The organism is uncultured Anaerococcus sp. (genome assembly GCF_947253225.1).
Classification (GTDB): Bacteria; Bacillota; Clostridia; order Tissierellales; family Peptoniphilaceae; genus Anaerococcus.
The window spans coordinates 1-23,891 of the sequence record NZ_CAMXYR010000023.1 but is presented as its reverse complement, the minus strand read 5'-3'; the positions used below and the strand labels follow the sequence as shown (position 1 = coordinate 23,891).

The 23,891-nt window shown below is 36.6% G+C and carries 17 protein-coding genes; 6 read left to right on the top strand and 11 right to left on the bottom strand.

The window, feature by feature from the left end; all coding sequences use genetic code 11:
- The 10 genes from Q0W95_RS04350 to Q0W95_RS04305 all read right to left on the bottom strand — a co-directional run.
- A partial coding sequence (locus Q0W95_RS04350) for an endo-alpha-N-acetylgalactosaminidase family protein (RefSeq protein WP_297790292.1) occupies positions 1-5,269 on the bottom strand: 5,269 nt, incomplete at its 3' end.
- Between the two features lie 329 nt (positions 5,270-5,598).
- Complete coding sequence (locus Q0W95_RS04345; RefSeq protein WP_297790291.1) at positions 5,599-6,516, bottom strand: sugar phosphate nucleotidyltransferase; 918 nt, start codon at positions 6,514-6,516, stop codon at positions 5,599-5,601.
- A 2-nt stretch (positions 6,517-6,518) separates the two neighbouring features.
- Positions 6,519-7,544 carry a UDP-glucose 4-epimerase GalE gene (gene galE / locus Q0W95_RS04340; RefSeq protein ID WP_297790290.1) on the bottom strand — a complete coding sequence of 342 codons (1,026 nt, stop codon included), beginning with the start codon at positions 7,542-7,544 and terminating at the stop codon, positions 6,519-6,521.
- A gap of 9 nt (positions 7,545-7,553) precedes the next feature.
- A complete protein-coding gene (gene ugpC, locus Q0W95_RS04335; protein ID WP_297790289.1) occupies positions 7,554-8,654 on the bottom strand; it encodes a sn-glycerol-3-phosphate ABC transporter ATP-binding protein UgpC in 1,101 nt (366 codons plus the stop codon).
- 31 nt (positions 8,655-8,685) lie between these two features.
- Positions 8,686-8,865: a hypothetical protein gene (locus tag Q0W95_RS04330; protein ID WP_297790288.1), complete on the bottom strand. Its 180-nt coding sequence runs from the start codon at positions 8,863-8,865 to the stop codon at positions 8,686-8,688.
- A gap of 2 nt (positions 8,866-8,867) precedes the next feature.
- Entirely contained in the window at positions 8,868-11,027 is a 2,160-nt protein-coding gene (gene gnpA / locus Q0W95_RS04325; RefSeq protein WP_297790287.1) for a 1,3-beta-galactosyl-N-acetylhexosamine phosphorylase, read from the bottom strand.
- Positions 11,024-11,878, bottom strand: a complete 855-nt coding sequence (locus tag Q0W95_RS04320) for a carbohydrate ABC transporter permease (RefSeq protein WP_297790286.1) — start codon at positions 11,876-11,878, stop codon at positions 11,024-11,026. The genes gnpA and Q0W95_RS04320 overlap by 4 nt, the downstream gene beginning before the upstream one ends.
- Positions 11,879-11,887: 9 nt before the next feature.
- Positions 11,888-12,778, bottom strand: a complete 891-nt coding sequence (locus tag Q0W95_RS04315) for a sugar ABC transporter permease (RefSeq protein WP_297790285.1) — start codon at positions 12,776-12,778, stop codon at positions 11,888-11,890.
- Between the two features lie 53 nt (positions 12,779-12,831).
- Positions 12,832-14,265, bottom strand: coding sequence for a carbohydrate ABC transporter substrate-binding protein (locus tag Q0W95_RS04310; RefSeq protein ID WP_297790284.1), 1,434 nt, complete (start codon positions 14,263-14,265; stop codon positions 12,832-12,834).
- A gap of 219 nt (positions 14,266-14,484) precedes the next feature.
- Positions 14,485-14,871 carry a PTS fructose transporter subunit IIBC gene (locus Q0W95_RS04305; protein ID WP_297790283.1) on the bottom strand — a complete coding sequence of 129 codons (387 nt, stop codon included), beginning with the start codon at positions 14,869-14,871 and terminating at the stop codon, positions 14,485-14,487.
- A gap of 379 nt (positions 14,872-15,250) precedes the next feature.
- On the opposite strand from Q0W95_RS04305, the gene thrS reads away from it, so the two are divergent.
- From thrS to Q0W95_RS04285, 4 genes are all read left to right on the top strand, one after another.
- Positions 15,251-17,173, top strand: a complete 1,923-nt coding sequence (gene thrS / locus Q0W95_RS04300; RefSeq protein ID WP_297790282.1) for a threonine--tRNA ligase — start codon at positions 15,251-15,253, stop codon at positions 17,171-17,173.
- 8 nt (positions 17,174-17,181) lie between these two features.
- Positions 17,182-18,363 carry an ATP-grasp domain-containing protein gene (locus tag Q0W95_RS04295; protein WP_297790281.1) on the top strand — a complete coding sequence of 394 codons (1,182 nt, stop codon included), beginning with the start codon at positions 17,182-17,184 and terminating at the stop codon, positions 18,361-18,363.
- A 176-nt stretch (positions 18,364-18,539) separates the two neighbouring features.
- A complete protein-coding gene (locus Q0W95_RS04290) occupies positions 18,540-19,721 on the top strand; it encodes a peptidoglycan bridge formation glycyltransferase FemA/FemB family protein (RefSeq protein WP_297790280.1) in 1,182 nt (393 codons plus the stop codon).
- A 185-nt stretch (positions 19,722-19,906) separates the two neighbouring features.
- The gene (locus Q0W95_RS04285) at positions 19,907-21,271 is read left to right on the top strand and encodes an MATE family efflux transporter (protein WP_297790279.1); all 1,365 of its coding nucleotides are present in this window, start codon (positions 19,907-19,909) and stop codon (positions 21,269-21,271) included.
- A 40-nt stretch (positions 21,272-21,311) separates the two neighbouring features.
- On the opposite strand, the gene Q0W95_RS04280 is transcribed toward Q0W95_RS04285, so the two are convergent.
- The gene (locus tag Q0W95_RS04280) at positions 21,312-22,175 is read right to left on the bottom strand and encodes a hypothetical protein (RefSeq protein WP_297790278.1); all 864 of its coding nucleotides are present in this window, start codon (positions 22,173-22,175) and stop codon (positions 21,312-21,314) included.
- 68 nt (positions 22,176-22,243) lie between these two features.
- On the opposite strand from Q0W95_RS04280, the gene Q0W95_RS04275 reads away from it, so the two are divergent.
- Both Q0W95_RS04275 and Q0W95_RS04270 read left to right on the top strand, forming a co-directional pair.
- Complete coding sequence (locus Q0W95_RS04275; RefSeq protein WP_297790277.1) at positions 22,244-22,864, top strand: hypothetical protein; 621 nt, start codon at positions 22,244-22,246, stop codon at positions 22,862-22,864.
- Positions 22,854-23,792, top strand: coding sequence for a type II CAAX endopeptidase family protein (locus Q0W95_RS04270; protein ID WP_297790276.1), 939 nt, complete (start codon positions 22,854-22,856; stop codon positions 23,790-23,792). Before Q0W95_RS04275 ends, Q0W95_RS04270 begins: the two co-directional genes overlap by 11 nt.
- Positions 23,793-23,891 lie beyond the last annotated feature (99 nt).

Below are 23,891 nucleotides of genomic sequence, written 5' to 3'. Positions count from 1 at the left end.
TATTAGCCTTATTAACCTTATCAATAAAGATTTGACCAGTAATTCCAGCATCAGCGAGGTCTTTTATGGCATCTTTTTTAGCCTTATCAAGCTTTTCCTTATAGGCTTTCTTGTAAGCCTCGTTTAGTTCGTTAAGTTTGTCGAGAATTTTTGTATATTCTGCTTCGTTTATAAGGTCATTTTCTTCTATAAAATTCATTTTTTCTAAGAGTTCTTTGACATAGGTGTCATTTCCCTTATAAGCTTGTAAATTTTTCCTAAGTTCTTGATAATCTGTTGTTTTTTCATATCCTTCAGCAATCTTGTAGAGGTTAAACCTTAGCTCTGCAGCTGAAACGAAGATGTCATTTTCACGAGCTGAACCACCGTGGGAATTTGCTACTGTTAGGATGAATTTTTTCATCTTGATTGGCTTTCCAAAGTCAATTTTTTGTAGGGCTGGTGAGTTTGGCCAGTTTTTGATTTCAAAGGTGTGAGTTTTGTTTTCATCATCTATGATTTCAAGGGTTGCATCTTTGATTCTACCATTTGAGCCGGATTGCCTTGGAAGTTCTTCAAGACCTATAACTTCTGTAGGGTTTTTGAAGGTTACTTCTAGTTCTTCTCCCATGATTGATCTATTCCATGGAGAGTGATAGATAGTTGATGGATTGTTGTCGAAGGCAGAAAGGATGGAAGAACCATCATCTTGGCTAGCTGCATCGAAAGATTCTATATCATCAATATCTAGGGATTTTTTAATGGCTACTAGGTTGTTTTTACAATCTTCATAATCCTTGATTAACTTATTAGCTTCTTCTACTGTTAGGTCATCACCCTTGGCTAGTTCTAACTTTCTTAGGGCATCTTGGTAGGCGTTTACGCTTTCTTTGGTGTAGTCCTTGTAGTTTTTGCTTGGTGAGAAGTTTGACTTGAAGGAATCTAGGATTAATTCTGCTGTAAGTTCTGAAGGTGATATTGTTAAGTTGTCAAGAATGAAGTCTTGGTAACCTCTAAAGTTAGCTGTATTTCCACCAGTTCCTTTTGTATCAGCTCCCTTGGTTGTTGATAGGATTCCTATCCACCTATCTTTTCCTCCTTGAACTAAGAATTTAGCTCTTTTAGGTTTATTGCTATTTTCCCAAGTGTTGCCGAGACTGTAGACCTTGTAGGTCGCATTTCTATTATATTCTCCCTCACCAATTACAAAGGCATAGGTTCCGTCGCTTCCTGCTTCATAGTCGAATTCTACCAAGTAAGATTTACCCTCTTCAAAATTGTAGTTTTGAGGAATTGTTTGATAGAGAAGGTTATTTCTACCGACTAGTCCATTTGTTTTAAGAGACCAATTTCCGTCTATAACATCTGATATAACCTTATCATTCCAGCCTCTTTGGGTGTAAGGTTCGTGTTTTTCTGAAAGATGGGTTCTATTGTCTTCTACTCCTTCGACTCCTCCTATTACAAATGGGAAGATACCTTGGGCAGAGTTTTCAAAGTCTTGTTTAAAGACTTTAGATGTGTCAGAATCGTGGTTTCCGTCAAACATGGTTGACTTATTTTCCACAAGTCTTAGTCCATCAAAATAGCTCGCACCTTCGCCCTTTTCTCTTGCTAGAGTAAGATTTACCTTGGATACGTCATCTCCTGTTGTAAAGTAGACATACATATTTTGGAAGTAGCTTACATCATCAACTGTTGCATTACTTACAAGGGTATTGTGTTCGTAAGCCTTAATATAGTTAGGAGCTAGAGATCTTGTAGTGAAGTTTGTAACTTTCTTAGAACCAGTATCGACAGTTATTTCAGCCCTTGAATCAGACCTATTATCAACTCCAACATAGAGGGCGTAGCTTGTATTTGGCTTGAGATTTGTCAATTTTTGGGTCAAGGTTACTTTTTTGCTATTATTTGCTATTTTAAGCATAGGATTGTCTGCTTGGCTTCTGGCTATAGATACAGACTTATCTTCGTTGCCTTCTATTTGCCATTCGTCAAGATTTCCACTGTTGAAACCAGTATCTTTGATGTGCATACCATCAGACCAATTCATATTTTTTGTTTGTTCGGATGATTGACTTTTCTTATTTTTGTAGAGGACATAAGGGGTATTACTTGCTAGATCGAGAGTGATTTTGCCATCTACGATTGCAACTTCTTGCTCTTCGACTCTTCCAAGGTCAGTTAACCTGTAAACATAGGCCTTGCCTGTCCAATCCTTAGGCATTTCAAAAGTTTTAGGTCCCCAAGCTGGATTATAGAAATACATTTTCTCATCTTCACTAGCCAATTTATTGCCCTTGCTATCGTTAAACCAAGGAATGAGGTAAGAGCCATCTTCGTTGAAGATTTTTCTACCATCGAGGGTCATAGTTCTTTGCCTATATCCCCATGAATTGACATTGTTAGATACACGATTGATTTCTAGTTGATGGTCATCGTTTTTTAGTCTTATATACATTTCAGGAGTCCATTCGTAAGTAGAACCATCGTTACTCATTAGGACTGGATTTCCGTTTTTCCACTCAACAACTTGGAAGTGTTGGATGAACTTGGTTGGAAGGTTAGTCTTGTAGAGGGTTTGAATGAAGTTTCTGTAGTTGCTTCTTCCTTGCCAACCTTCAAAGTCTTTCATATCATAACCACCCAAGAGAGGATTTACAGCAGCTCCTCCATAAGAAGGATAATTTCCAACCCAAGAATCTTTTTGGTGGTTTCTAATAAATCTAGTGATATTTGAGTTAATTCCTTTCAAGGAGTAGCCACCATAGGTAAGGTCGGCTGCCCAGTGTTGGAAGGTAGAATTGTATTCGCCTGCATAGCCCCACTCAAAGGCAGCTCTCCAGCCGAAGTGATTAATCTCTTTGGCTAGCATATTTGTCGCCCAAGCTTGGTTATCTCCTGATTGGCCATTGCCCCAAACGTCCACATATATAAAGTCAAGGGCATCTGTGCCAAGCTTATCTTTAAGTTCCTTCCACCTATTGAACCTATTATCAGCAAGGTCGTAGCTTGCATCGATATTTATACCTTGGTCAATCCAGTTCCAACCATAACTATAATTGCCATCGTTATTTCTTTTTAGCCTTTCTGGATTGAAGTATTTACTTTCTGGATAGGTTTCGGATGCGTTAACATGGATACCGATTCTTGCTCCATATTCCTTGCCTTTTTCTAGGAGGTATTTCATATCGCTAGCTCCACCAATTCTTCTGCCTATATCTGCATAGTTTAGGTGGCCTGAGTCGTGGCCTTCTGATCCATATCCCTTTAAGAGAATCATCTGTCCAAGACCATCTGAATGGAGGTAGACTTTCTTTAGATTATCTAGGGTCATAAGGAATGGGTTTTGGGCTTGAGAACCAAAGTTCATGGCAATTCTTTGAGCTATAAGATCTTTTACATATTCAGAGCCCATAGGGTTGTTCATGATTTTTCTGTAGGCTATCGCGCCATCTTGCCAGTCTACTTTCTTATCTCCATTTACATCTTCTGTCAAAACAACCTTGGAGTGAGGGAGTTCATCCCAAGTTCTTTCATTGTAAACCCAATATTCTCCTGTTTGCCAATTCCTATCATCAAGCATAGCGTGGGCCCTTTGATAGTAGTATGGACTTGAGGCAAGACCTAGGTAGTTGGTTTTGCCAAAGGTATCTTTGTTAGTTTTTATCCTTGTAAAGGCGTTGCTGCCGTTTAAGGCCCTGTCGTATTGAGAGTTTGACCAAAGACCTGCTGCCAAGTATCTGTCAGATACAAAACCATACATATAGCCTTCGTTGGTATTGTAGTTTTCGAGAGGGTTGGTAACATCGGTATGAACATCTCCACTCAATCTTACATTTGTGTTCATATGAGCTCCATCGAACTTAGCATTTTCATGGTCTGAAGAGACGGATACTAAGTTGTTGGAAGAAAAGTCTATTTTTTCAAGGAGAAGCCTTCTATCTTTGATTTTTTCGCCACCTTTGATGTTGTTATTGTTTTTGATTCTTTCAACCTTAAAGTCAAGAACATTTCCTTCTACAGAAAGCAATACATCAATTTCTGCATCAATTTTATTAGCCTCATCCTTAATCTTCATCTTGTAACGAGCGGAAGATTCTGAAACTTTCTCAAATTCTACCTCAGGTTTTACCTCGATGTTGTTGATGCGGAGAGTATCTATATAGTCTTCTTTACCAGGAAGCGTCTTACCCTTGTAGGTATATTCCTTAATCCTAGGGAATTTGGAGTCGATTTTGACATCCATATCACTAGATTTGATGTTTACATAAGAGGCCTTTGTATCGTCAAAATTATTCCCTTCATCAACCTTTGCCTCTTCTTTTGGAACATTGTTCTGGTCTTGGGTTTTAACTAAAATTGAAGTTTTTTGGTTGCCCCATTGACCTAATTTTAGCTCAAGTCCCTTATTTTTCTTAAGGGTAGACCAAACATCGCCTGGAAGCACATAGGTATCAAAAGCCTTTTGGTCATTTACTGTAGCGTTTAGCTGACCGTCTTTGGTTATGCTTATATTGAGGTTTTGTTCTTCGTTGACTTTTGGTATAGGTCTTCGATTTCCTTGATACCAGTTTCCGCTTCCATTAACCTTGTATTCCCAAAACCAGCCAGCTCTATCATATCCAACAAAGATGGAGGAGGAGTTGTCACTTCCCCTATTTAGAAAAACTCCAAACCTACTTTCATTAGGGTTAGAAATATCCTTAAAAGTGATATTGAAATTAGTTCCCTCTTCTGATGAAGCTAGACCATCTTTTGAGTAGTTGGCAGTGTTTAGAGCATTGTCATTAGATGAATTAGATTCAAGCTTATTATATCTGACTTCTTTGTCTATAACTTCTTTGACATCTTCACCATTTTTTGAAGTTTTTTGCCACTCTATTATTTCCTTTTGTTGACTAGATCCAACAGCTTGAGCTGTTTCTTTTTCTAGCGAATCCTTTGATACCTCAAAGGAATCGTTTTCTGAATCCTTATTATCTTTACCAGTTTCTTCTGAGTTTGGAGCTTTTTCATCTTCTTTTGCATTATTTTGCTCACCATTAGCCTCATTTTCTAAAGTCTTGTTAGAATCCTTATCTGTTTTATCCTCATCGTCTTTTTTGTTAGCAAGATTTTCTTGATATTCTACAGGGGATTTCTCTTCCTTATCCACACTTTGACTATCAGCATAGGCTAAGCCATAGTTCATTGTTGTGAAAATACTCATTCCAATAACTGCTGCTAGTAATTTCAATGGAACCTTTTTGTTTTTCTTATCTTCTGAATTTCTACAAGCCTTGGTCATTAAAACCTCCTTAAAATTCGCTTGAATTTGGTTACTACCACTTAATTATATGTTAACATTTTCCTTAACTAATTTCAATAGGTTTTTAAAGAAAATTTAAAATTTTTATAGAAAAAAATATTGGATTGCTGAAGTGAAGATTGGAAGGAGTAGGGATAGAGAAAGTTTTTTAAAGAAAAATAAAAATGGTTACTAAAACATAGATATGTAGTAACCATTATAAAATATTATGCTATAAAAATTTGAATATTAACAACCTATTATTAGAAGTTTTTGCCTAAGCTCTACTAAGAATTATTAGCAAGGATGATTTCAAGCCTTATTACAATTTAATTCCAAATATTTGCAGGGTATATTCCATCCTCAAACATTTTCTTAAAGGCTTCTTGGGCAGGGTGGAGGTCTTGTTTGTAAGTTATGCCTATCCACTTCTCATTTGTTGGTAGAATTGTGATATCGGCTTTTTCCTCTTTGATTAATTCACCTATCATTTCAGGAAGGACGTATTCTGCACTAGAGAGTTGGTCGATATTTTTTTCAAGATATCTTACAAAGTGATCTTTACAAAGGCTGATAAATTCTGGGTAGGAAGCCCAAAGGTTCATAGATACAAGACTTTCAAGGTTTAGGATATTGGAATCTAGGCCTTCCTTGCTTGAGATAGATCCATCATCATTTTGCCTGATTTCGTGAGTTTCTATTATATCTTCTAGTTTGTTTTGGCTATTACCTACACAAACTCCTCTAGTTACTGCTCCGTTGGCAGATAGGGTGTTTTTCAACTTGTAGCCTGCCATTGCGATTTGTAGTTTATCGTCCTTGTAGGCGGCGTTAGCTACAAGGTAGTTGTGAAGTTTCTTAAAGACTTCCTTTCCATAATAGTCGTCTGCGTTTATTATTAGGAAAGGGTCCTTGACTAGGTCTTTTGTTGATAGAATTGCATCCACAGTTCCCCAAGGCTTTTTCCTGTCTCTTGGACTTTCAAAACCATGAGGTAAGTCCATATTTTGGTAGGCATATTCTACATCTACGATTTTTTCAATCCTATTTCCGATTATCTCTTTGAAGTCATCTTCTATATCTTTTCTTATTATAAAGACAACCTTATTAAAACCAGCCTTTATTGCATCGTATATTGAATAGTCGATTATTGTATATCCATTTTCGTCCATTTTGGCAAGCTGTTTGATACCAGCCCCATATCTTGAGCCAATTCCAGCTGCTAGGACCACAAGACTTGTGTCCATAATTACTCCTTTTCTTCGTACCCGTTAGGGTTTTCTTTTTGCCATCTCCAAGAATCTTCACACATTTCTTCTATGCCATTTTCTGCCTTCCATCCCAAAACCCTTAGGGCTTTGCTAGCATCTGCATAGGTTCTTGCTATATCTCCTTCTCTTCTAGGAACTACTTGGTAAGGGATTTTCCTTGAAGAAGCCTTTTCAAAAGCCTTTAGAACTTCAAGAACAGAGTAGCCTTTTCCTGTAGCGAGGTTGATTATTTCAACTCCATCAAGTTCATCTATCTTATCAACAGCAAGGACGTGGCCCTTGGCAAGGTCGACTACATGGATATAATCCCTAACTCCTGTACCGTCAGGGGTGTCATAGTCATCGCCAAAAACTCTTAAATAATCGAGTTTGCCAACTGCTACTTGGGCTATATAAGGTAGGAGATTGTTTGGGATTCCTCGTGGATCTTCACCGATTCTTCCAGACTTGTGAGCTCCTATTGGGTTGAAGTATCTTAGGAGGACTACCTTCCAAGCTGGATCGGATGTGTGGAGGTCAGTCATGATTTGCTCCATCATAGACTTTGACCAGCCATAAGGGTTTGTGCAGACTCCTTTTGGAAAATCCTCTGTTACAGGGACACTTGCTGGATCCCCGTAAACTGTTGCTGACGAAGAGAAGATTATATTTTTGCATCCTACTTCGTTCATAGCTTCCAAAAGAGAAAGAGTCCCACTAATGTTGTTATGATAATATTCTAGGGGTTTTTCTACTGATTCACCCACAGCCTTGAGAGCTGCACAGTGGATTACAACGTCGATTTTTTCGTTTACAAGGACTTTCTTAAGCTTATCCTTGTCGAGAACGTCTGACTCATAGAATTTAAGTTTTTTGCCTGTAATTTCCTCTACCCTATCCAGGGAAATGATTGAAGAATTTACAAGGTTATCGTAAATTACAACCCCATAGTCCTTTTCTAAAAGTTCGACTGCTATATGGCTACCGATGTAGCCAGCTCCACCAGTTATCAATACATTCTTCATAATTGCTCCTTATAAAAGTATGTTCTTTTGGGAGTCCTTGTCAAAAAAGTGCATCTTATCTTCATCAAGATATAGCTTAATTTCTGTGTTTTTAGCTATCTTATCATCCATACTCAAAACTGCATTTATCTTTTGCCCCTTGGCTGTTAAGTAGGCATATTGTTGGGCTCCTAGTAGTTCTATGAAGTCTACAAGTCCTACAATTTCAGAATCAGTCTTTCTATAAGAGCTATAGATATGCTCAGGCCTAATACCTAAAATCAAATCTTTTTTCAAGTATCCCTTGGATTCTAATCCGAATCCTTTTTCTTTACTAATATGAATCCTGATAAATTCATTTATTAGATAGTAATTTTCATCTTCTTTTATTACTTTACCATTTATAAGGTTCATTTGTGGAGAACCTATAAAGGTTGCCACAAATAAATTTTCTGGCTTGGTATAGACATTGATAGGACTATCGACCTGTTTGATTTCGCCATCTTGCATTATTACAATCCTATCTGCCATGGTCATTGCTTCAGTTTGGTCGTGGGTTACATAGATAAAGGTTGTGTCAAGTTGTTCGTGAAGTTTGCTTATCTCTGCCCTGGTTTGAACTCTGAGTTTGGCATCTAGGTTTGATAGGGGTTCATCCATTAAGAAAACTTTTGGATCCCTTACTATAGCTCGTCCTAGGGCAACTCTCTGCCTTTGACCTCCTGATAAGGCAGCAGGCTTTCTGTCTAGGTATTGAACAAGACCTAAAACATCTGCCGCTGCTTTTACTTTCTTATCAATTGCATCTTTTGGAACTTTTGCAATCCTTAGAGCATAGGACATATTTTCCTTTACTGTCATTTGTGGATAGAGGGCGTAGTTTTGAAATACCATGGCTATATCCCTATCTTTTGGTTCGACATCATTTACTAACCTATCTCCAATATAGAGCTTACCCTTGGATATTTCTTCAAGGCCTGCCACCATCCTTAGGGTTGTAGATTTTCCGCAACCTGAAGGTCCTACAAAGACAATAAATTCTTCATCTTTTATTTCTAAGTTAAAATCTTTAACCGCTGTAAACTTATTATCATAAATTTTATAAATATTTTCAAATTTTAATCCAGCCATCTGGTTCTCCTTAAGCGTTTCTCTTATTGTATTAAGCGTGTCTCTTATTGTAGAGGTATAAAACTAAAAGCAAAATTGTAAGTGAAATGAATTGAATCCCAAGAGGGAGATAGCCTTCCTTCCTGTGGCCGACAAATTGGAGGATAACTCCAAGGACAAAGAGAAGACCCAAAATCCAATTGTTTAATCTTTGTTTTTTATAGTAATCCATATCTACTCCTTACAATAAATTAGCTCTCCACCATCAAGGTCTACTTGATGAGCTACTCCAGAACCGTCATAGACTGTACTTTTGACGTGGTCTGTAGAATTATTTATTACACAATATTTTTTAAGGTCTGGATAAGCGGTTACTTCTAGTCTTAAATCATCTGCGTAGTATTTCTTTAGGTCATCTTCCTTGTGGGCTACAAAGTGGATGGCTCTTTTTAGAAGGCGGGTATTTTCTAGGCTATAAGGTAGTCCCATGGCGTAGAAGCTTCTTCCCTTGCCGTAGTCCTTTGTGGCAAGGTAGACTTGGTCATTTTCGTATTTTAGAATCTGAGTATTTTCATCTGTAGCATAGATATTTGCCTTTAGTTCTCCATAATCATAGGCTGTTAAATCTTCTGTGATGAAGTGGTCTTTTACTTCTTGGGTGAAGTATCTATCATAGCCTTGGGAGAAGCCCTTTTCCATATCCAAACCAAAAACATCAGCTAGTTGGAAGAACCTGCCGTTAGCAAGGTAGGCAGAAGGTTCACCAATTCCTATAAGGCCACCCCCATCATAGACAAATTTTCTTAGATGGGCTACAATTTTTTCATCAAGGAAGTTTTCTCCCCCTGAAAAAGATGTGTAGGCATCTCCAGCATTTATTATTACATCAATTGAAGGATCAATTCCATTTTTAACATCATCAAAGCTTATGAAGCAAACATCCATATCCATACCAGCTAGGGCTTCCATCATTCCTGAGTAGGAGTAGGCAAGTTTAAATTTCTTGCCGTGAGCTACAACATAAGCTCCCCAAGTTCTAAGAGAGCCCCAAGAGTTTAGGATAGCAACTTTTAGAGCCTTGTAAGGTTTGGCTTTGGATGAGATTTCATAGATTTCTCTAAATTCGTCAGAAACCTTTGCTATATAGTCAATAAATTTTGGGAACTTGTAGGCAAGGGATAAATATCCACCATAACCAATTCTATCAAGAGGAGATCTAAGGAGGGCACGTCTTGCCTTAACCCAGTTGTCCTTGGCTTCTATGGATGGGTCATTTCCTTCGTAAAACTCATCAGGGAAGAAGTAAGGGAGGAACCTTCCTTCTGTGAAAGGAACATCTATATCTGCTATTATCCTAAGAGTTGCCCCATCACCGACAGAACCAACAACTCCGTCAAGACCAATATTTTTAAAATACTTGCCATAAGGCTCTGTTCCTATCCAATGGTCTCCCAAAAACATAATGGCTTTCTTATTATATTTATGGACTAGGTCTACCAGTCTTTTGGCCTTTTGGGAAACAAATCTTTGTTGGAAGTCTATATAATCCATAAATTCCTTTGTAGGAATCCTATAAGGACTGTTGTAATAGCCTTGGTCAACGAAATCTTCGCTTTCTAGTTTGTAGCCATACTCTTTTTCAAAGGCAATCATAGCTTCAGGAGATATGCTGTTTTGGTAGCCGAACCAGTCCACATATTTTTCTAAACCGTCCTTGTTAAAGATTAGGGAAAATTGGTAGAAGAAGGTTGTAAATCTAACAACATCAGTCTTTGGATTTTCCTTAAGCCATTTTTCTAAATTATCTTCTACAAACTTGCTGGACTTCTCATACCTAACATCGAAAGGTATATGATGGGCAACTTCATCTCCCCAATTGTTAGTAATGTGGTTATACATTTGGACAGGATCCCAAATACCATAGGCTAGAAAGTTTACGGTATAGATGTGGAAGGGTTCTGTTTGGATTTTTACTATATTTCTATCCCTATCAACCTCCCACAAAGAAGTTTCAACCTTATTTCCAGTAGTTCTATCATAAACATCCCACCATTGTTTAGGGTCGTAGTCGTAGTCAGCCCTTATTTGGTCTTTGTAGTAGTCTCTTAGAAAATCAATTTCTGTAAATTCTTCTGTAGCAGTAACGAAATCACTTATCAAATAGAACCTAGACATTTCAAAAGGTACAGTCTTAGCAAATTCGTTGTGGCCTCTGGTAGGAAAGAAGTTGGTATAGATATCAACTCCCTCTATATCCTTGATATCATCAGGCAGATATGTTCCATCAGAATCTCTAAGTGCATCTGCTCCGAGTTTTTCAATCATTTCGATAGTTTCATCATAAAAATTAGCTTCACTTGGAAGGGTGAGCCTTCCTATCTTATTATTTGTCATCCTTTATCTCCTCCAACCATCATTCCTTCAGTAAGTTGTTTTTGTACAAGTATATAAATTATTAAAGTAGGTATCATTACAATTACAAGACCAGCATAGAGCCTTCCATAGTTTGCGGCACCCCTTGCAGCTTGTTGTAGATTTATAAGACCGACTGGCAAAGTCCTCTTGCTAGGATCTGTCATAAGGGTCAAAGCAAGAATGTACTCATTCCAAAAGCTTAAAAAGTTAAACAAAATTACAGTAATCACAGCAGGCTTAGCCATAGGAATCATAATATCAACCATGGTTCTAAAATACCCAGCTCCATCAATATAGGCTGCTTCCTCATAAGACTTAGAAATAGAAGAAAAAAAGTTCGTTAGCAGATATACTGTAAAAGGAACTGCCGTAGATGCATAAATCAAAGCCAAGACAAATCTATTGTTTAGTAGGCTTGTTGGAATAAGTTTGGATGTATCTCTTAATAGCAAAAATATTGGTATTACTATATAAGAAAGATTTATAAATAAGCCTGCCTTGATGTAGGAGTTTACAAAACGCCTGCCCTTAAAGCTCATCCTAGCTAAAATATAGGAGAAAGGAAGGGCGATGGCAAGGAGGATTATAAGGGCCATAAGAGTAACAATAACTGAATTAAAGAAATACTCTCCCATGTTTGCAGCTGACCACGCATCCTTGAAGTTGTACAAATAGAAAGATAGGGGAAGAGCCCATGGGTTTTCATAAAATTCGGAATTAGTCTTAAAGGAGGCCATAAACACCCAAGCCACAGGGACAAGGATGGACAAGGCAAAAATTGTAAGGCATAGGTAGGTAAATATTTTAAAAAGTTTTGATTGATTTTTCATAATTAGCTCCTAGTATTGCATGATATCTCTCTTTGTTAGCCTGTGAATAATCGCAGAAAGAACAAAAGAGAATATAAAGACAACTACACCTATGGCAAGCCCATAACCAAAAGACGAATTTGTATAAGCCTGTTCGTATTGGTAGTTAAGCAAGGTAAGGCTTGCTCCATCTGGGCCTCCGCCTGTGAGAGCCTTTATTATCTGAAAGGCAATGTTTATATTGCTTATTACATAAAAAGTTAGGGTGGTTCTTACAGTCTCCCAGCTCAAAGGAAGGGTTATATCAAAAAATTGACGCAACTTTCCAGCTCCATCAAGGTTGGCTGCTTCATAGAGGTGGTCTGGGATTTGGCTCATAGTTGACATATACATAACCATATAATAGCCAATAGCCTGCCAAATCATAGCAAAGGCGATTGAATACACTACAAGCATCCTATCACCTAGAAAAGGTGTATTGGTTCTATCTGGATGGATTAGCCTTAAAAATCCATTGATAAGCCCTTGATCCATTCCATATATAGAAGCAAATATTGATGCAACAACTGCTATGGATAGGATGTTTGGAATGTAGAAAATAATCCTATAAAAATTTCTGCCTTTGATTCGTTCCCTAGAAAGAATTGAGGCAAAGACTATGGCAAGAACCATAGTTACAAGAGTTACCACAACAATTAGGAAAACTGTATTTTGGAAAGCTCTTATAAAGTTTTTGTCAGTAAGCAAAAGTTTGAAGTTGGAAAGACCTACGAAGCTTCTCTTACCAGAAAGTCCACCTGTTTTGAACAAGGATTCATAGAAAACCTTGATTGTAGGATAGACCATAAACAAAGTGTAGAGGATGAGAGAAGGGGTTATGCCTAGGGCTATAAATCTTTTTTTATCCTTAGAATTTTTCATATAAACTCCTTATAAAAATTAAAGGGCGGTTGCCCGCCCCAAATCATCAAATATTATTGAGCTTTCTTAGCTTCTGAAATTTTTTCTGCTGCTTTAACAACATCGTTTTGCCAGTCAGCTACGCTCTTGTCGCCATTTGCTACTGAGTTTACAGAATCAAGTAGTTCAGCTTTCATATCCACACCTTCTACAGCTGGAGCTTGAGCCCAACCACCTACTGCAGCCTTAACGCCATCTTTGTAGATAGAGTAGAAGAGTTTTTGATTTTCATCTTTCATCATTGCTTCAACACCATTGATTGGTTGAACAGCTCCACCATTTTCTAGGAAAGCTTTTGTTGCAGCATCTGAATAAAGATAAGCTATAAATTCTTTGGCGAGTTCTGGTTCTTTGCAGGTTTGTGAAATAAAGATTTGTTCAAACCATGAATAAGCATATCTTTCACCATCTTTCATTGAAGGAAGTGGCATCAAACCCCATTCAAATTTGTCGGAAACTCCCTTAGCATCCTTCATTTCCTCAACAATCCATGTACCATTTGGCATGAACAAAGATTCATTTTTCATAACTTGTAATTGGTTTTGAGTAAAGGATTCGTTATTTGCTTGAGCAACTGTGTTAGGATTTAGGTATTTTAAGATTTTGCCTACAGTCTCAAAGTATGGTGTTGCTTCGTTTTTCCAAGCTTGTGCATCATAGTTCATTAGCTTATCAAACAATTCTGCTCCACCGATTTCATAGAACATTGCAAAAGAGAAAGTATCAAAGTATCCAGTTGTTGGATAAGTGAATAAGGATATACCATCCTTCTTTGCTTCCTCTCCAAGAGCTAAAAATTCATCCATTGTTTTTGGAAGTTCATATTTTCCGCCACCATCTTTAAACATAGCCTTGTTGTACCAAAGACCTGTTGGTGAATAGAAAAGTGGAGCGAGGTAAGTTTTGCCATCGCCATATGGATTTGTTACAGCTGTATCAGTAAAGCCTGGGATAATCTTAGATTTTACAGTAGCATCTTCGCCAGGAACTTTCATATCCAAAACATCTGTAATATCCATAAGCATTTTTTCTTTAATCATTGTCTCAGTTAGACCAGATTCTTGACCTATATTGTTATAGATTACATCAGGAGCATTTCCTGCTTGAATTTCTGGTCTTATAACTTCTTGGATGTTTTTTTCAAAACGTGCTTCAACTTTAGCACCTGTCATTTTTTCAAAGTCAGCTATAACCTTCTTCCAACCTTCGGTACCATAACCTCCGTCAAGACCTGCAAGAGTCAAGGTTTTACCTGCGAATTTCTTATCGGAAGTATCAGAAGAAGCGTCTTTGTCATCTTTCTTATCGCTATCTTCGTTTTGATCCTTGCTTTCACTTGTTTCAGCCTTGGTATCCTTGCTGGTATCCTTTGCATCTTGGTTGCTAGAGCATGCTGTAAAAGCAAAAACAGCTAGTAGAGCCAACAGTGTTGTCTTTAACTTGTTCATATTTTCCTCCTTAAATATGGTAGTTACCTATATCATAATTATAAGCATTATCATAAAATCTGTCAAGAAAAAATAAAAACATTTTCATATGAATTCTGCAAGGTATTTCAGCTTGATATTAGTGTTAGTTTATCATGCTACTATTAAAAAATATTTTGAACGTAACGTTATCCTAAAAAACAAGCCCCCTTAAGGAGCTTGAGATATGGATACTACCAGTTATTTATATAGAAAAATCGACTTCTGACCATGGTCCATCACATCTTCTATATAGGAAGCCATATCTTTTTTTGTGGATGTTAGGGCTTGGTAGAGGATTTCAAAATTAACACCACCAACAAATTTTACATTTTCATTACTTCCTAAACTCACAACAGCTCTATTGAAAGGAGTCCCTCCTGCTATATCACAAAGGATGAGGATATTATCATAATTATATAGGTCTTTGTAGGCACTTATTAAGTCTTCATCCAAGTTTTCGTAATTTTTACCACTTTCAAATTCGCAAAGTCTAATATTTTCGAAGTCTCCTGCAACCATTTTGACTGACGAATACAAGCCACTAGCAAAATTCCCGTGGCCTGTAAGGATTACTGCATTTGCCATAAATTTTCTCCTGTAAAGTCTTTTGATTTTATTATAGGTCATTAGATATTGGGGGTCAATTTGCTTTTTTTATAGGAAAATACTTATATTTATTTGAAAATAATAAATTATAAGGTAACATAAGCATATACTTAATATTGACTTAGATAGGGAGCTTTGATTAGGAAAGTGCTTACAGAAAGAAACGGGAGTTGAGAAGTTTCAGTACATATATTTAAAGTACCACCCTTGAGTTTCTCATGTAATGTGAGACGTTAAGGCACGATAAGCCTTCTAATGAGTAAAAAAATTAGGTGGAACCACGAACGAAAGACGTATCGTCCTATAGCCCGACGGGCTGGGACATACGTCTATTTTTATGGGAAAGTAAGGAGAGATTATGATTAAAATTAGTTTACCTGATGGATCAGTTAAGGAGTATGAGAGTGGAGTTCTAGTAGGAGATGTTACAAAGGATATTTCCATGGGACTTTATAGGGCAGCTGTTGGGGCTGTTGTTAATGGAAGGGTTATGGGCTATGCTGAGCCTATAGAAGAAGATTCTGACTTTAGAGTAGTTAAGTTTGAAGATAAGGAAGGAAAAGAAATTTTCTGGCACACTTCATCTCACTTGATGGCAGCAGCAATTAAAGAAATGTTCCCAGGAACAAAGTTTGCCATAGGTCCAGCTATTGCTGATGGTTTCTATTATGATATGGACCTTGACCATAGATTTACTCCAGAAGATTTGGAAAAAATTGAAAAGAAAATGCTTGAATTTACTAAAAAAGACCTCAAGCTTGAAAGAATTGAGGTTTCAAGAGCCGAAGCCTTGGATATGTTTGAAAAAGATGGTCAAGACTACAAGGTTGAGCTAATAAATGACCTTCCTGAAGCTGAGAAGATTACCTTATATAAGATGGGCGATGTTTTTGTTGATCTTTGTAGGGGACCACACCTTGAATCAACAAAAGCTATCAAGGCTGTTAAGCTAAAAACTATAGCTGGTGCTTATTGGAGGGGAGATTCTGACAGACAAATGCTCCAAAGAATCTACGGTATTTCTTTTGAAAAGGCTAAACAACTAGAAGAATATAAAGAGCTTCAAAAAGAAATCGAAAAGAGAGATCACAGAAGAATTGGTCGTGAGATGAACCTATTTGCCTTCCACGAAGAAGGCCCAGGCTTCCCATTCTTCCATCCAAATGGAATGATCTTGATGAATGAACTACTTGGCTGGTGGACAGATGTTCTAAACAACAATGGCTATGGAGAAATCAAAACTCCTCTAATCCTAAATGAAGCCCTATGGCACAGATCAGGTCACTGGGACCACTACAAAGAAAATATGTACTTTACAAAAATTGATGGCGAAGCTTATGCTATAAAACCAATGAACTGTCCAGGTTCTGTTTTAACTTATGCTTCAAACCAACATTCTTATAGAGACTTACCAATTAGACTTGCTGAATATGGTCAAGTTCATAGACACGAGCTTTCAGGAACCTTACACGGTCTATTCAGAGTAAGAACCTTTACTCAAGATGATGCCCATGTTTATTGTCTTCCAAGCCAAATCAAAGAAGAAGTATATAGGATGATTGACCTTGCAGACCTCCTATACTCAACATTCGGCTTCAAATACACAATCGAACTATCAACAAGGCCAGATGACTTCATGGGAGATATCAAGGATTGGGATTTTGCTGAAGACCAACTAAAGAAGGCCCTAGAAGAACGTGGAATTGAGTATGAAATAAACCCAGGAGATGGAGCTTTCTATGGTCCAAAAATCGACTTCCACCTCCTAGATGCTGCCAAAAGAGAATGGCAATGTGGAACAATCCAACTTGACTTCCAACTACCTCAAAACTTCGACCTAACCTATATAGATGAAAATGGAGAAAAGCAAAGACCAGTAATGCTTCACAGGGCTCTTCTTGGTTCAATCGAAAGATTTATCGGAGTGCTTACAGAACACTTTGCAGGAAGATTCCCACTATGGCTAAACCCACAACAAGTTGAAATCATCCCAGTATCTGATAAATATATCAACTTTGCAGAAGAGATAAAAGAAAAAATCAAAGAAGCAGGTTTTAGAGTAAATATCGACTATAGAAATGAGGGTGTAGGCTATAAGATCAGACAAGCTCAACTAATGAGAACTAACTACATGCTAGTAGTAGGCGATAAGGAAGAAAATTCAGGTAAGCTTACTGTAAGAAATAGAGATGGAAAAGAAACACCAGATGTTTCACTAGAAGAGTTTATAGAAAAGATTTCTGAAGAAAGAGCTTCAAAATCAATGGAATCAATATTCTAGGTGGCTTGATGAAAGATGTTAGACCGCTAATTCTTGGAACAGATGATAACTCCTATGCAGTTGCTAGGAGTTATTATGAAGCCTTTGGCAAAAAGTCTATCTCAGTTGGTTCGGGACTTTTGTACGCCTACAAACACACAAAAATAACTGATTTGACATATAAATCAGGATTTTCTAGCCATGATGACCAATTTGTTTCCATGCTAAATAATGAAGCTAAAAAATATCCAGACACAAAGTTTATAATTTTTGCCCCAAATGAGGTTTACTTAGACATCTTGTGTAAGAACCTAGATAAGTTAGACTTTGACTTTGAAGCTGCATATCCTTTTGGAGATATTTATAAAAACATATACCACAAATCTCAATTTTATGCTTATCTCGATACTATAGGTGTAAGGTATCCAAAGACAGAGCTTATCAACAAGTATACCATAGAGAGCCTAAGTCTTGATGGTGATTTATTTATGAAACCTGATAATTTCCCAGAGCTTTATAATCTTGACTTTTCTCATAGGCAAAAAGGCTATAGGTTTAGCTCAAAAGGTGAGGCCATAGAAATGTTAAGAGAAATTTACAAGGCTGGCTACACAAGTGATATGCTAGTTCAAGAATATGTAAATGGAGGAGATGGATACGAATATTCACTAAATGGATATAGGTCAACTAAGAAAGAAACATCTATGGTCTTGGCAAGAAATATTATTTCAGATATGAGACCTCTATCAGTCGGAAACCACCTAGTTCAAATTGATGCTGATAATGAAAAAATGTATGAGATAGCTAAACACATTGTCGATGAGCTTGATTATGTGGGCTTATTTAATTTTGATTTTAAACTAGATGCAAAAACTGGTGAGATTTTTGTATTTGAGATGAATCAAAGGCAGGGAAGGACCTTCTATTACTCAACACTAGCAGGGGTTAATTTGATTGAACTTGCTATAAGGGATAAGGGATATGGAGAAAGTAAGTCCGTAAGTCCAAGCAGGAAATTTAGGCTGATAAAGTTATCGGAGGCTTGTCTTGAAAAGCATATAAAGCCTGAGCTAATGGATGAATTTAAGGATGAGCAAAGGTGTGCTAATACTGCCAATCCGAATATAATGAAAGAAGATGATTCTTTCCTTAGGAAACTTGTTCTAAAGGATCAGATTAGAAAATTAGAAAAAGAAATTTTCAATAGTTAATAAATAGGCAGGGGTGATTACTTAGGAAAATATTGGTTTTAGAAACAATTTTCTAAGGAGTGCTTGTAAAAGTATACTCAAATAATCCCTGTCTTTTTGCATGAATTAGAACAAGGCTTATTTATCACAACAAACTATGTTATAATAAGTGAAGAGAAGAAATAGGAAAGGCAATTATGATTATTAAAGAAATTTCAAGAAATGAATATGATGAATTTTTAGGCAGGGTTGAAAGTTATTCTTTCTTACAAACTAGCGAGATGGCTGAAGTTTTAAAGAGCAATAATAGAAAGATAAAACTCTTAGCTCTTGTAGAAGGAGAAAAGATTTTGGCGGTTGGGCTTGCTTTCATTAGGAAAATTTTCGGAGGGGAGAGAATTGACCTTATGGTTGGGGCGAGTGCAGTGGATCCATCATACGAATATATATTTTATGATAAGTTGAGAGCTTATGTAAAAGAAGAAGGATTCTTAAAACTTGTAATAAAACTAGATAAGGATTATAGGATTTACGACCAAGAAGGTAACTTGCTAGATGAAAAAGACACATCCTATATAGAAGAGATGAAAAAAGTTGGATATATGGAAAATGATGGTTCAGTTACAAGTGATGATGGCTCTCCTGACTTTCAATTCATTAAGAATATGAAAGATTTTATTCCTGATAAGGACGAGGACTTACTAAAATCTTTTAATAAAAATGCTCAAAGAAAAATTAAAAAAGCCAAAGAATTAGATATTAAAGTAAGAGCCATAAAAAGAGAAGAGCTTGAAGATTTTAAGGTTCTTACAGAAGAAACTGCCGAAAGGCAAGGTTTTGGTGATAAGTCTATAAATTACTACCAAACATTTTTTGATGAATTTGCTTCTAGGACCGAATTTTTAACTTCAGAAATTGATCTTAATCATTCAATAGCTAGGCTAGAAAATCTTATAGGTTCAATGGATCAAAATTCTAAGGGAAATAAAGAGAGAATAGCTTCCTTGAGAAAAGATTTAGAAATGCTTGAAGCTTTTAAGAAAGAAGCTAAGAGAGATGTCATACCTTTGGCAAATATGATACTTGTATATTTAGAAGATGAAGTGATTTATTTCTTGGGAGGTTCTTTGACTAAATACCAAAAACTTCCTGGAGCTTTTATTCTCCAATATGAGGCTATGAGAAGAATTTGCCAGAGGGAGATTCCAGTATATAATTTCTTTGGAATAGATGAAGGCTTTGAGAAGAGTGATGGAGTTTTGAGATTTAAACAAAACTTCAATGGATATGTTATTCAAAAGGCTGGAGCTTTCATTTTCTATCCTGATCCAGAAAAATATTTGGAACTTGAAAAAATTAAAAAAAAAGATGAGAATTAAGAAATTCATAAAAAAAATTATTGGAAAATAAGCTTTCTAAAAAGTAAAAAACTTGTGGAAAATCAATAAAAATAGAGTTTAATGGGAAGAGTTGAAAACATTCAATTTTTGCTTAATAATTTCAAAACAAATGAGATATCGGTACGTCCGGTATCTCTTATATTGCACAATTTGAAGGAGGTTTTATGGAGAAAAATGTAAGTAGCAAAGAAAATATCATGGGGACTATGCCTGTTGGAAGTCTTCTTGTAAAGATGAGCATACCTATGGTAATTTCTATGCTCGTTCAATCCATCTATAATGTTGTGGATTCGATTTTTGTGGCAAGAATTTCTGAAGAGGCGCTTACGGCAGTTTCTCTTGCTTTTCCTGTTCAAAATATCATGCTCGCCTTTGCTATAGGAATCTCTGTTGGAGCAAGTGCTCTTTTGAGTAGGTATTTGGGGATGGACGATAAGAGAAGGGTCGGCTCTGTTGCTATGCATGGAGTTATTCTTTCGATATTTGCGTCAGTTGCCTTTGCTCTTTTTGGTCTGTTTTTTACAGATATTTTTGCTAAAAGTCAGGCTCAAAGTCCTGAGATAGTTCAATATACCAAGGATTATTTGTGGATTATCACAATTTTTGGCTTTGGAGTTTTCTTTCAGGTACTATGCGAAAAACTCCTTCAGGCAACATCCCTTACCTTCTACACCATGATAGTTCAAGTGTCAGGTGCTTTGATAAACCTGATTCTTGATCCGATTTTTATTTTTGGTCTTTTTGGTTTTCCGAGGATGGAAGTAAGGGGAGCTGCTCTTGCAACAGTGATAGGCCAAATAGGGGGTTCTCTTATTGGTCTTGTAATTAACAAGAAGAAGAATGTGGATATTAAGGTTGATTTTAAACAATTTAGACTCCATGGGGACATTCTCAAACAAATTTTTTGGATTGGCCTACCATCTATAGTTATGAGTGCGATTTCATCTATTGTAATTTTCATTCTTAATTCAATGCTTAGGGTCTTTGGTCAATCAGCTATTGCAGCTTATGGGGTTATGTTTAAGCTCCAATCCTTCGCTTTTCTTCCTATTATAGGAATGTCAAATGCTATGGTGTCGATAATTTCCTTTAATTATGGGGCAAGACATGTGGGAAGGATTAAAAGATCCATAAAACTTGCTATTATATCGGGCTTTGCTATAGTTGGTGCAGCAACTCTTATCTTATGGCTTTTACCAGATAGAATTTTCGACCTTTTCAATGCTACAAGGGCTATGAGAAAAATTGGTGTGCCAATGATAAGGATAGTTTCTATATCTTATATAGTTGCTTCAGTTTCGATAATTTCTGTAGGAGTTTTCCAAGCTCTCGGCAACTGGCAATCAGCTATCCTCCAGTCCTTCCTAAGGCAAGTTATAATATTGTTGCCTACCTTCTATGTTCTTTCTCTTACGGGAAATATAGATTTGGTTTGGTGGTCTTTCTTAATTTCAGAAATAGTAAATAGCGTGATGTGTATGTACTTTTTGAAAAGAGATATTAAAAATAAAATAGAAGTATTAGCATAAAGAAAAATCCAGCTGGGTTGAGTTACCTAGGCTGGATTTTTTAGTTAATCCCTATGAGGATATAGTTTAGTAGTCTTATCCTAAATAAGTAGAGGGCTTGACCTACAAAGAAGGTTATAAGGTTTGCAAGGATTAAACTTATCAAGTCCCCAGCACTTGTAAAGGCTCGTAAACTAAGGCAAATTGTTGGGAAAATATAGGTGTAGACAAAGATCATGAATTTCTCAAAATTCATTTCATTTGGACGTTTTATCCCTTTTAGGATTAGATAAATTAAACCAAGGCTTGTAAGCAGAAAACCGTAGGTTAATTTGAACTTATGAATCAGATAAATTTCTCCACCGATAAGAATTAGGGCTAGGCCATAGAGGAGAGGACTTATCCTAGTAGCTTGCCTTACCCTTAGGGCCATTATATAAATGGCAAAGTAGAGGAAAATATCCTTAAGGCTTGTAAAGCTATAGAGAATCTTGCTATAATCATAGTAAAAGAAAATCACCAAGCAAATAGCTCCAAAGATGCTGGTAAAAGTATTGCCAAAGAGTTTGTTAAGACCTAATTCTATTATGAAAAATATCCCTACCAGACTTATCAAATCGTAGAAGTTTCTGATGTTTAGGTAAACTTCTTTGACCAAGGTCCTATCTAGCGGAAATTGCCTACCATTTACCAGGACTAGGTTGATAATTGTGAAGGTGATTAGGGGGATAAAGAGGGTTACAACCTTTCTTGTATCCATAAAGGAAATCGTATAGGCAAGGTAGGCAATGAGGTAGGCATTTATTAGCCTAAAGGCTAAAGGGGTATTAAGTTTTGTTGATGGAGCAAGAGTTGGGGCAAAGAAACTAAGGATGAGTAGGACTAGACCCAAAAAACTTGCAAAATTTATTTTTAACTTTTTCATACCTAAATGATATCACAAATCTCAAAAAAAATTAATTAAATGATATAATACTTATAAGAGAGGTTAGCATGAGACGAGAAGACTTGGAAAATTATGACTTAGATTCAAACTTTGAAAGGCAAAAGCAAAGGCAGATGAGAAGAAGAAAGAAAATCAAACAAAAACGTAGGAGGCGTGTTATTTTTCGCCTATCTGCAATAGGCATCATATTTCTTGTCTTCATTTTTGGAGGCATTAGGCTCTTTTCTTCTAACAAAAAGACCGTAGCAAAGATTGAAACAGCTATTAAGACAAATGATAGAGAATATATGAATAAACACATGGACCGACTTGGCGTGATACTTGATGCCCTAAAGTCATCTTATTCTACCAATGGCAAGGAAGCTGAAGAGTTTTTGACAAATAACTTTAAAAATCTAAGGCTTTCATATATTGAGGAAAAAAGTGTCAACGGTGGCAAGGAGGTTACTTTAGAGATTGAAAATGTGAACTATGTTGATATCTATAATAGTTTGGGAGAGGATAAGAGCCACCAAGCCTATATGAAGGCTCTAGTTGATGCAAAAGCTCCTAAGAAAAAGGCGAGGGTTACAATTTTTGTAACAAACAAGCGTTTCACTAAAACAATTTATGAATCAAGGCCCTTTGTAAACGCCATCCTCGGAGGAGCCCTAGATTATGCCAACTAGGAAAAAAATAGAATTTTTGGAAAATGAGTCAATGAAAGAAACAGGACTTGTGATGAGGGATAGAAATCCTGCACTCTTCACTTTCTTTCTTTGTCTTATTATGGTTGTTGGAACGACAATAGCCATAGGGATATTTAGGTTTATTATAAGTTTGTTTTGGCAAGAGCAAAGGGTAAGAGAAATTTTTGTAAATTACAAGACAAATGAGTATTTTTCCATCCTTCTTTTGCTTGCGACCTTTTTTGTAAGTCTGACAACCTATTTTTTTGTGAAATTTTATCAAAAAAGAAATGCCAAGTCCTTGGGTTTAACGGGCGAGAATAAGGTGAAATCATACTTTGTTGGTCTTGGTATTGGAACAATTCTTTTGAGTGTAGCATTTTTCTTAGCCAATATTTTTGGGGGTTATGAAGTTACTTTAAATGCTGGTAATGTAAGGGTAGGAGTCTTTATTGCCTTTGTTTTGGGATGGATTTTTCAAGGTTTTGAAGAAGAGCTTATCACAAGGGCAGCTATAATGAATTATTTTTCAGCAAGAAGCGGGGTAGTCATAGGAATTTTTGCTAATAGCTTGATTTTTGCTATCCTCCACTTGGGAAACACTTCCTTTAGTCCCCTAGCCTTTGTCAATTTGTTCCTAGCAGGGCTAGTATTTTCAATGATTTTTTACATAACAGATAGCTTATATACATCAGCTGCCTGCCATAGTGTTTGGAACTTTCTCCAAGCTAACATCTTTGGCATAAATGTGAGTGGAATAATCAATTCGACCAATACAATTTTCAAGGCAAAACCAGTTGGCTTTCTCCTAATAAGTGGAGGAGCCTTTGGAATAGAAGGAAGCATCCTAGTAAGTGGAGTCTTGGTCATAGCCCTAGGCGTCTTATATGAAGTTGCAAAAAAGAAAAAAATTATCGTAAAGATATAAAATAAAAAGACCCAAGAGCCTCTCAGACTGTAGACAAAGTAGATGAAAAACATAACTTCATCTACTTTTTCTATGCGATAAATGCTTAAATCAAGCCAT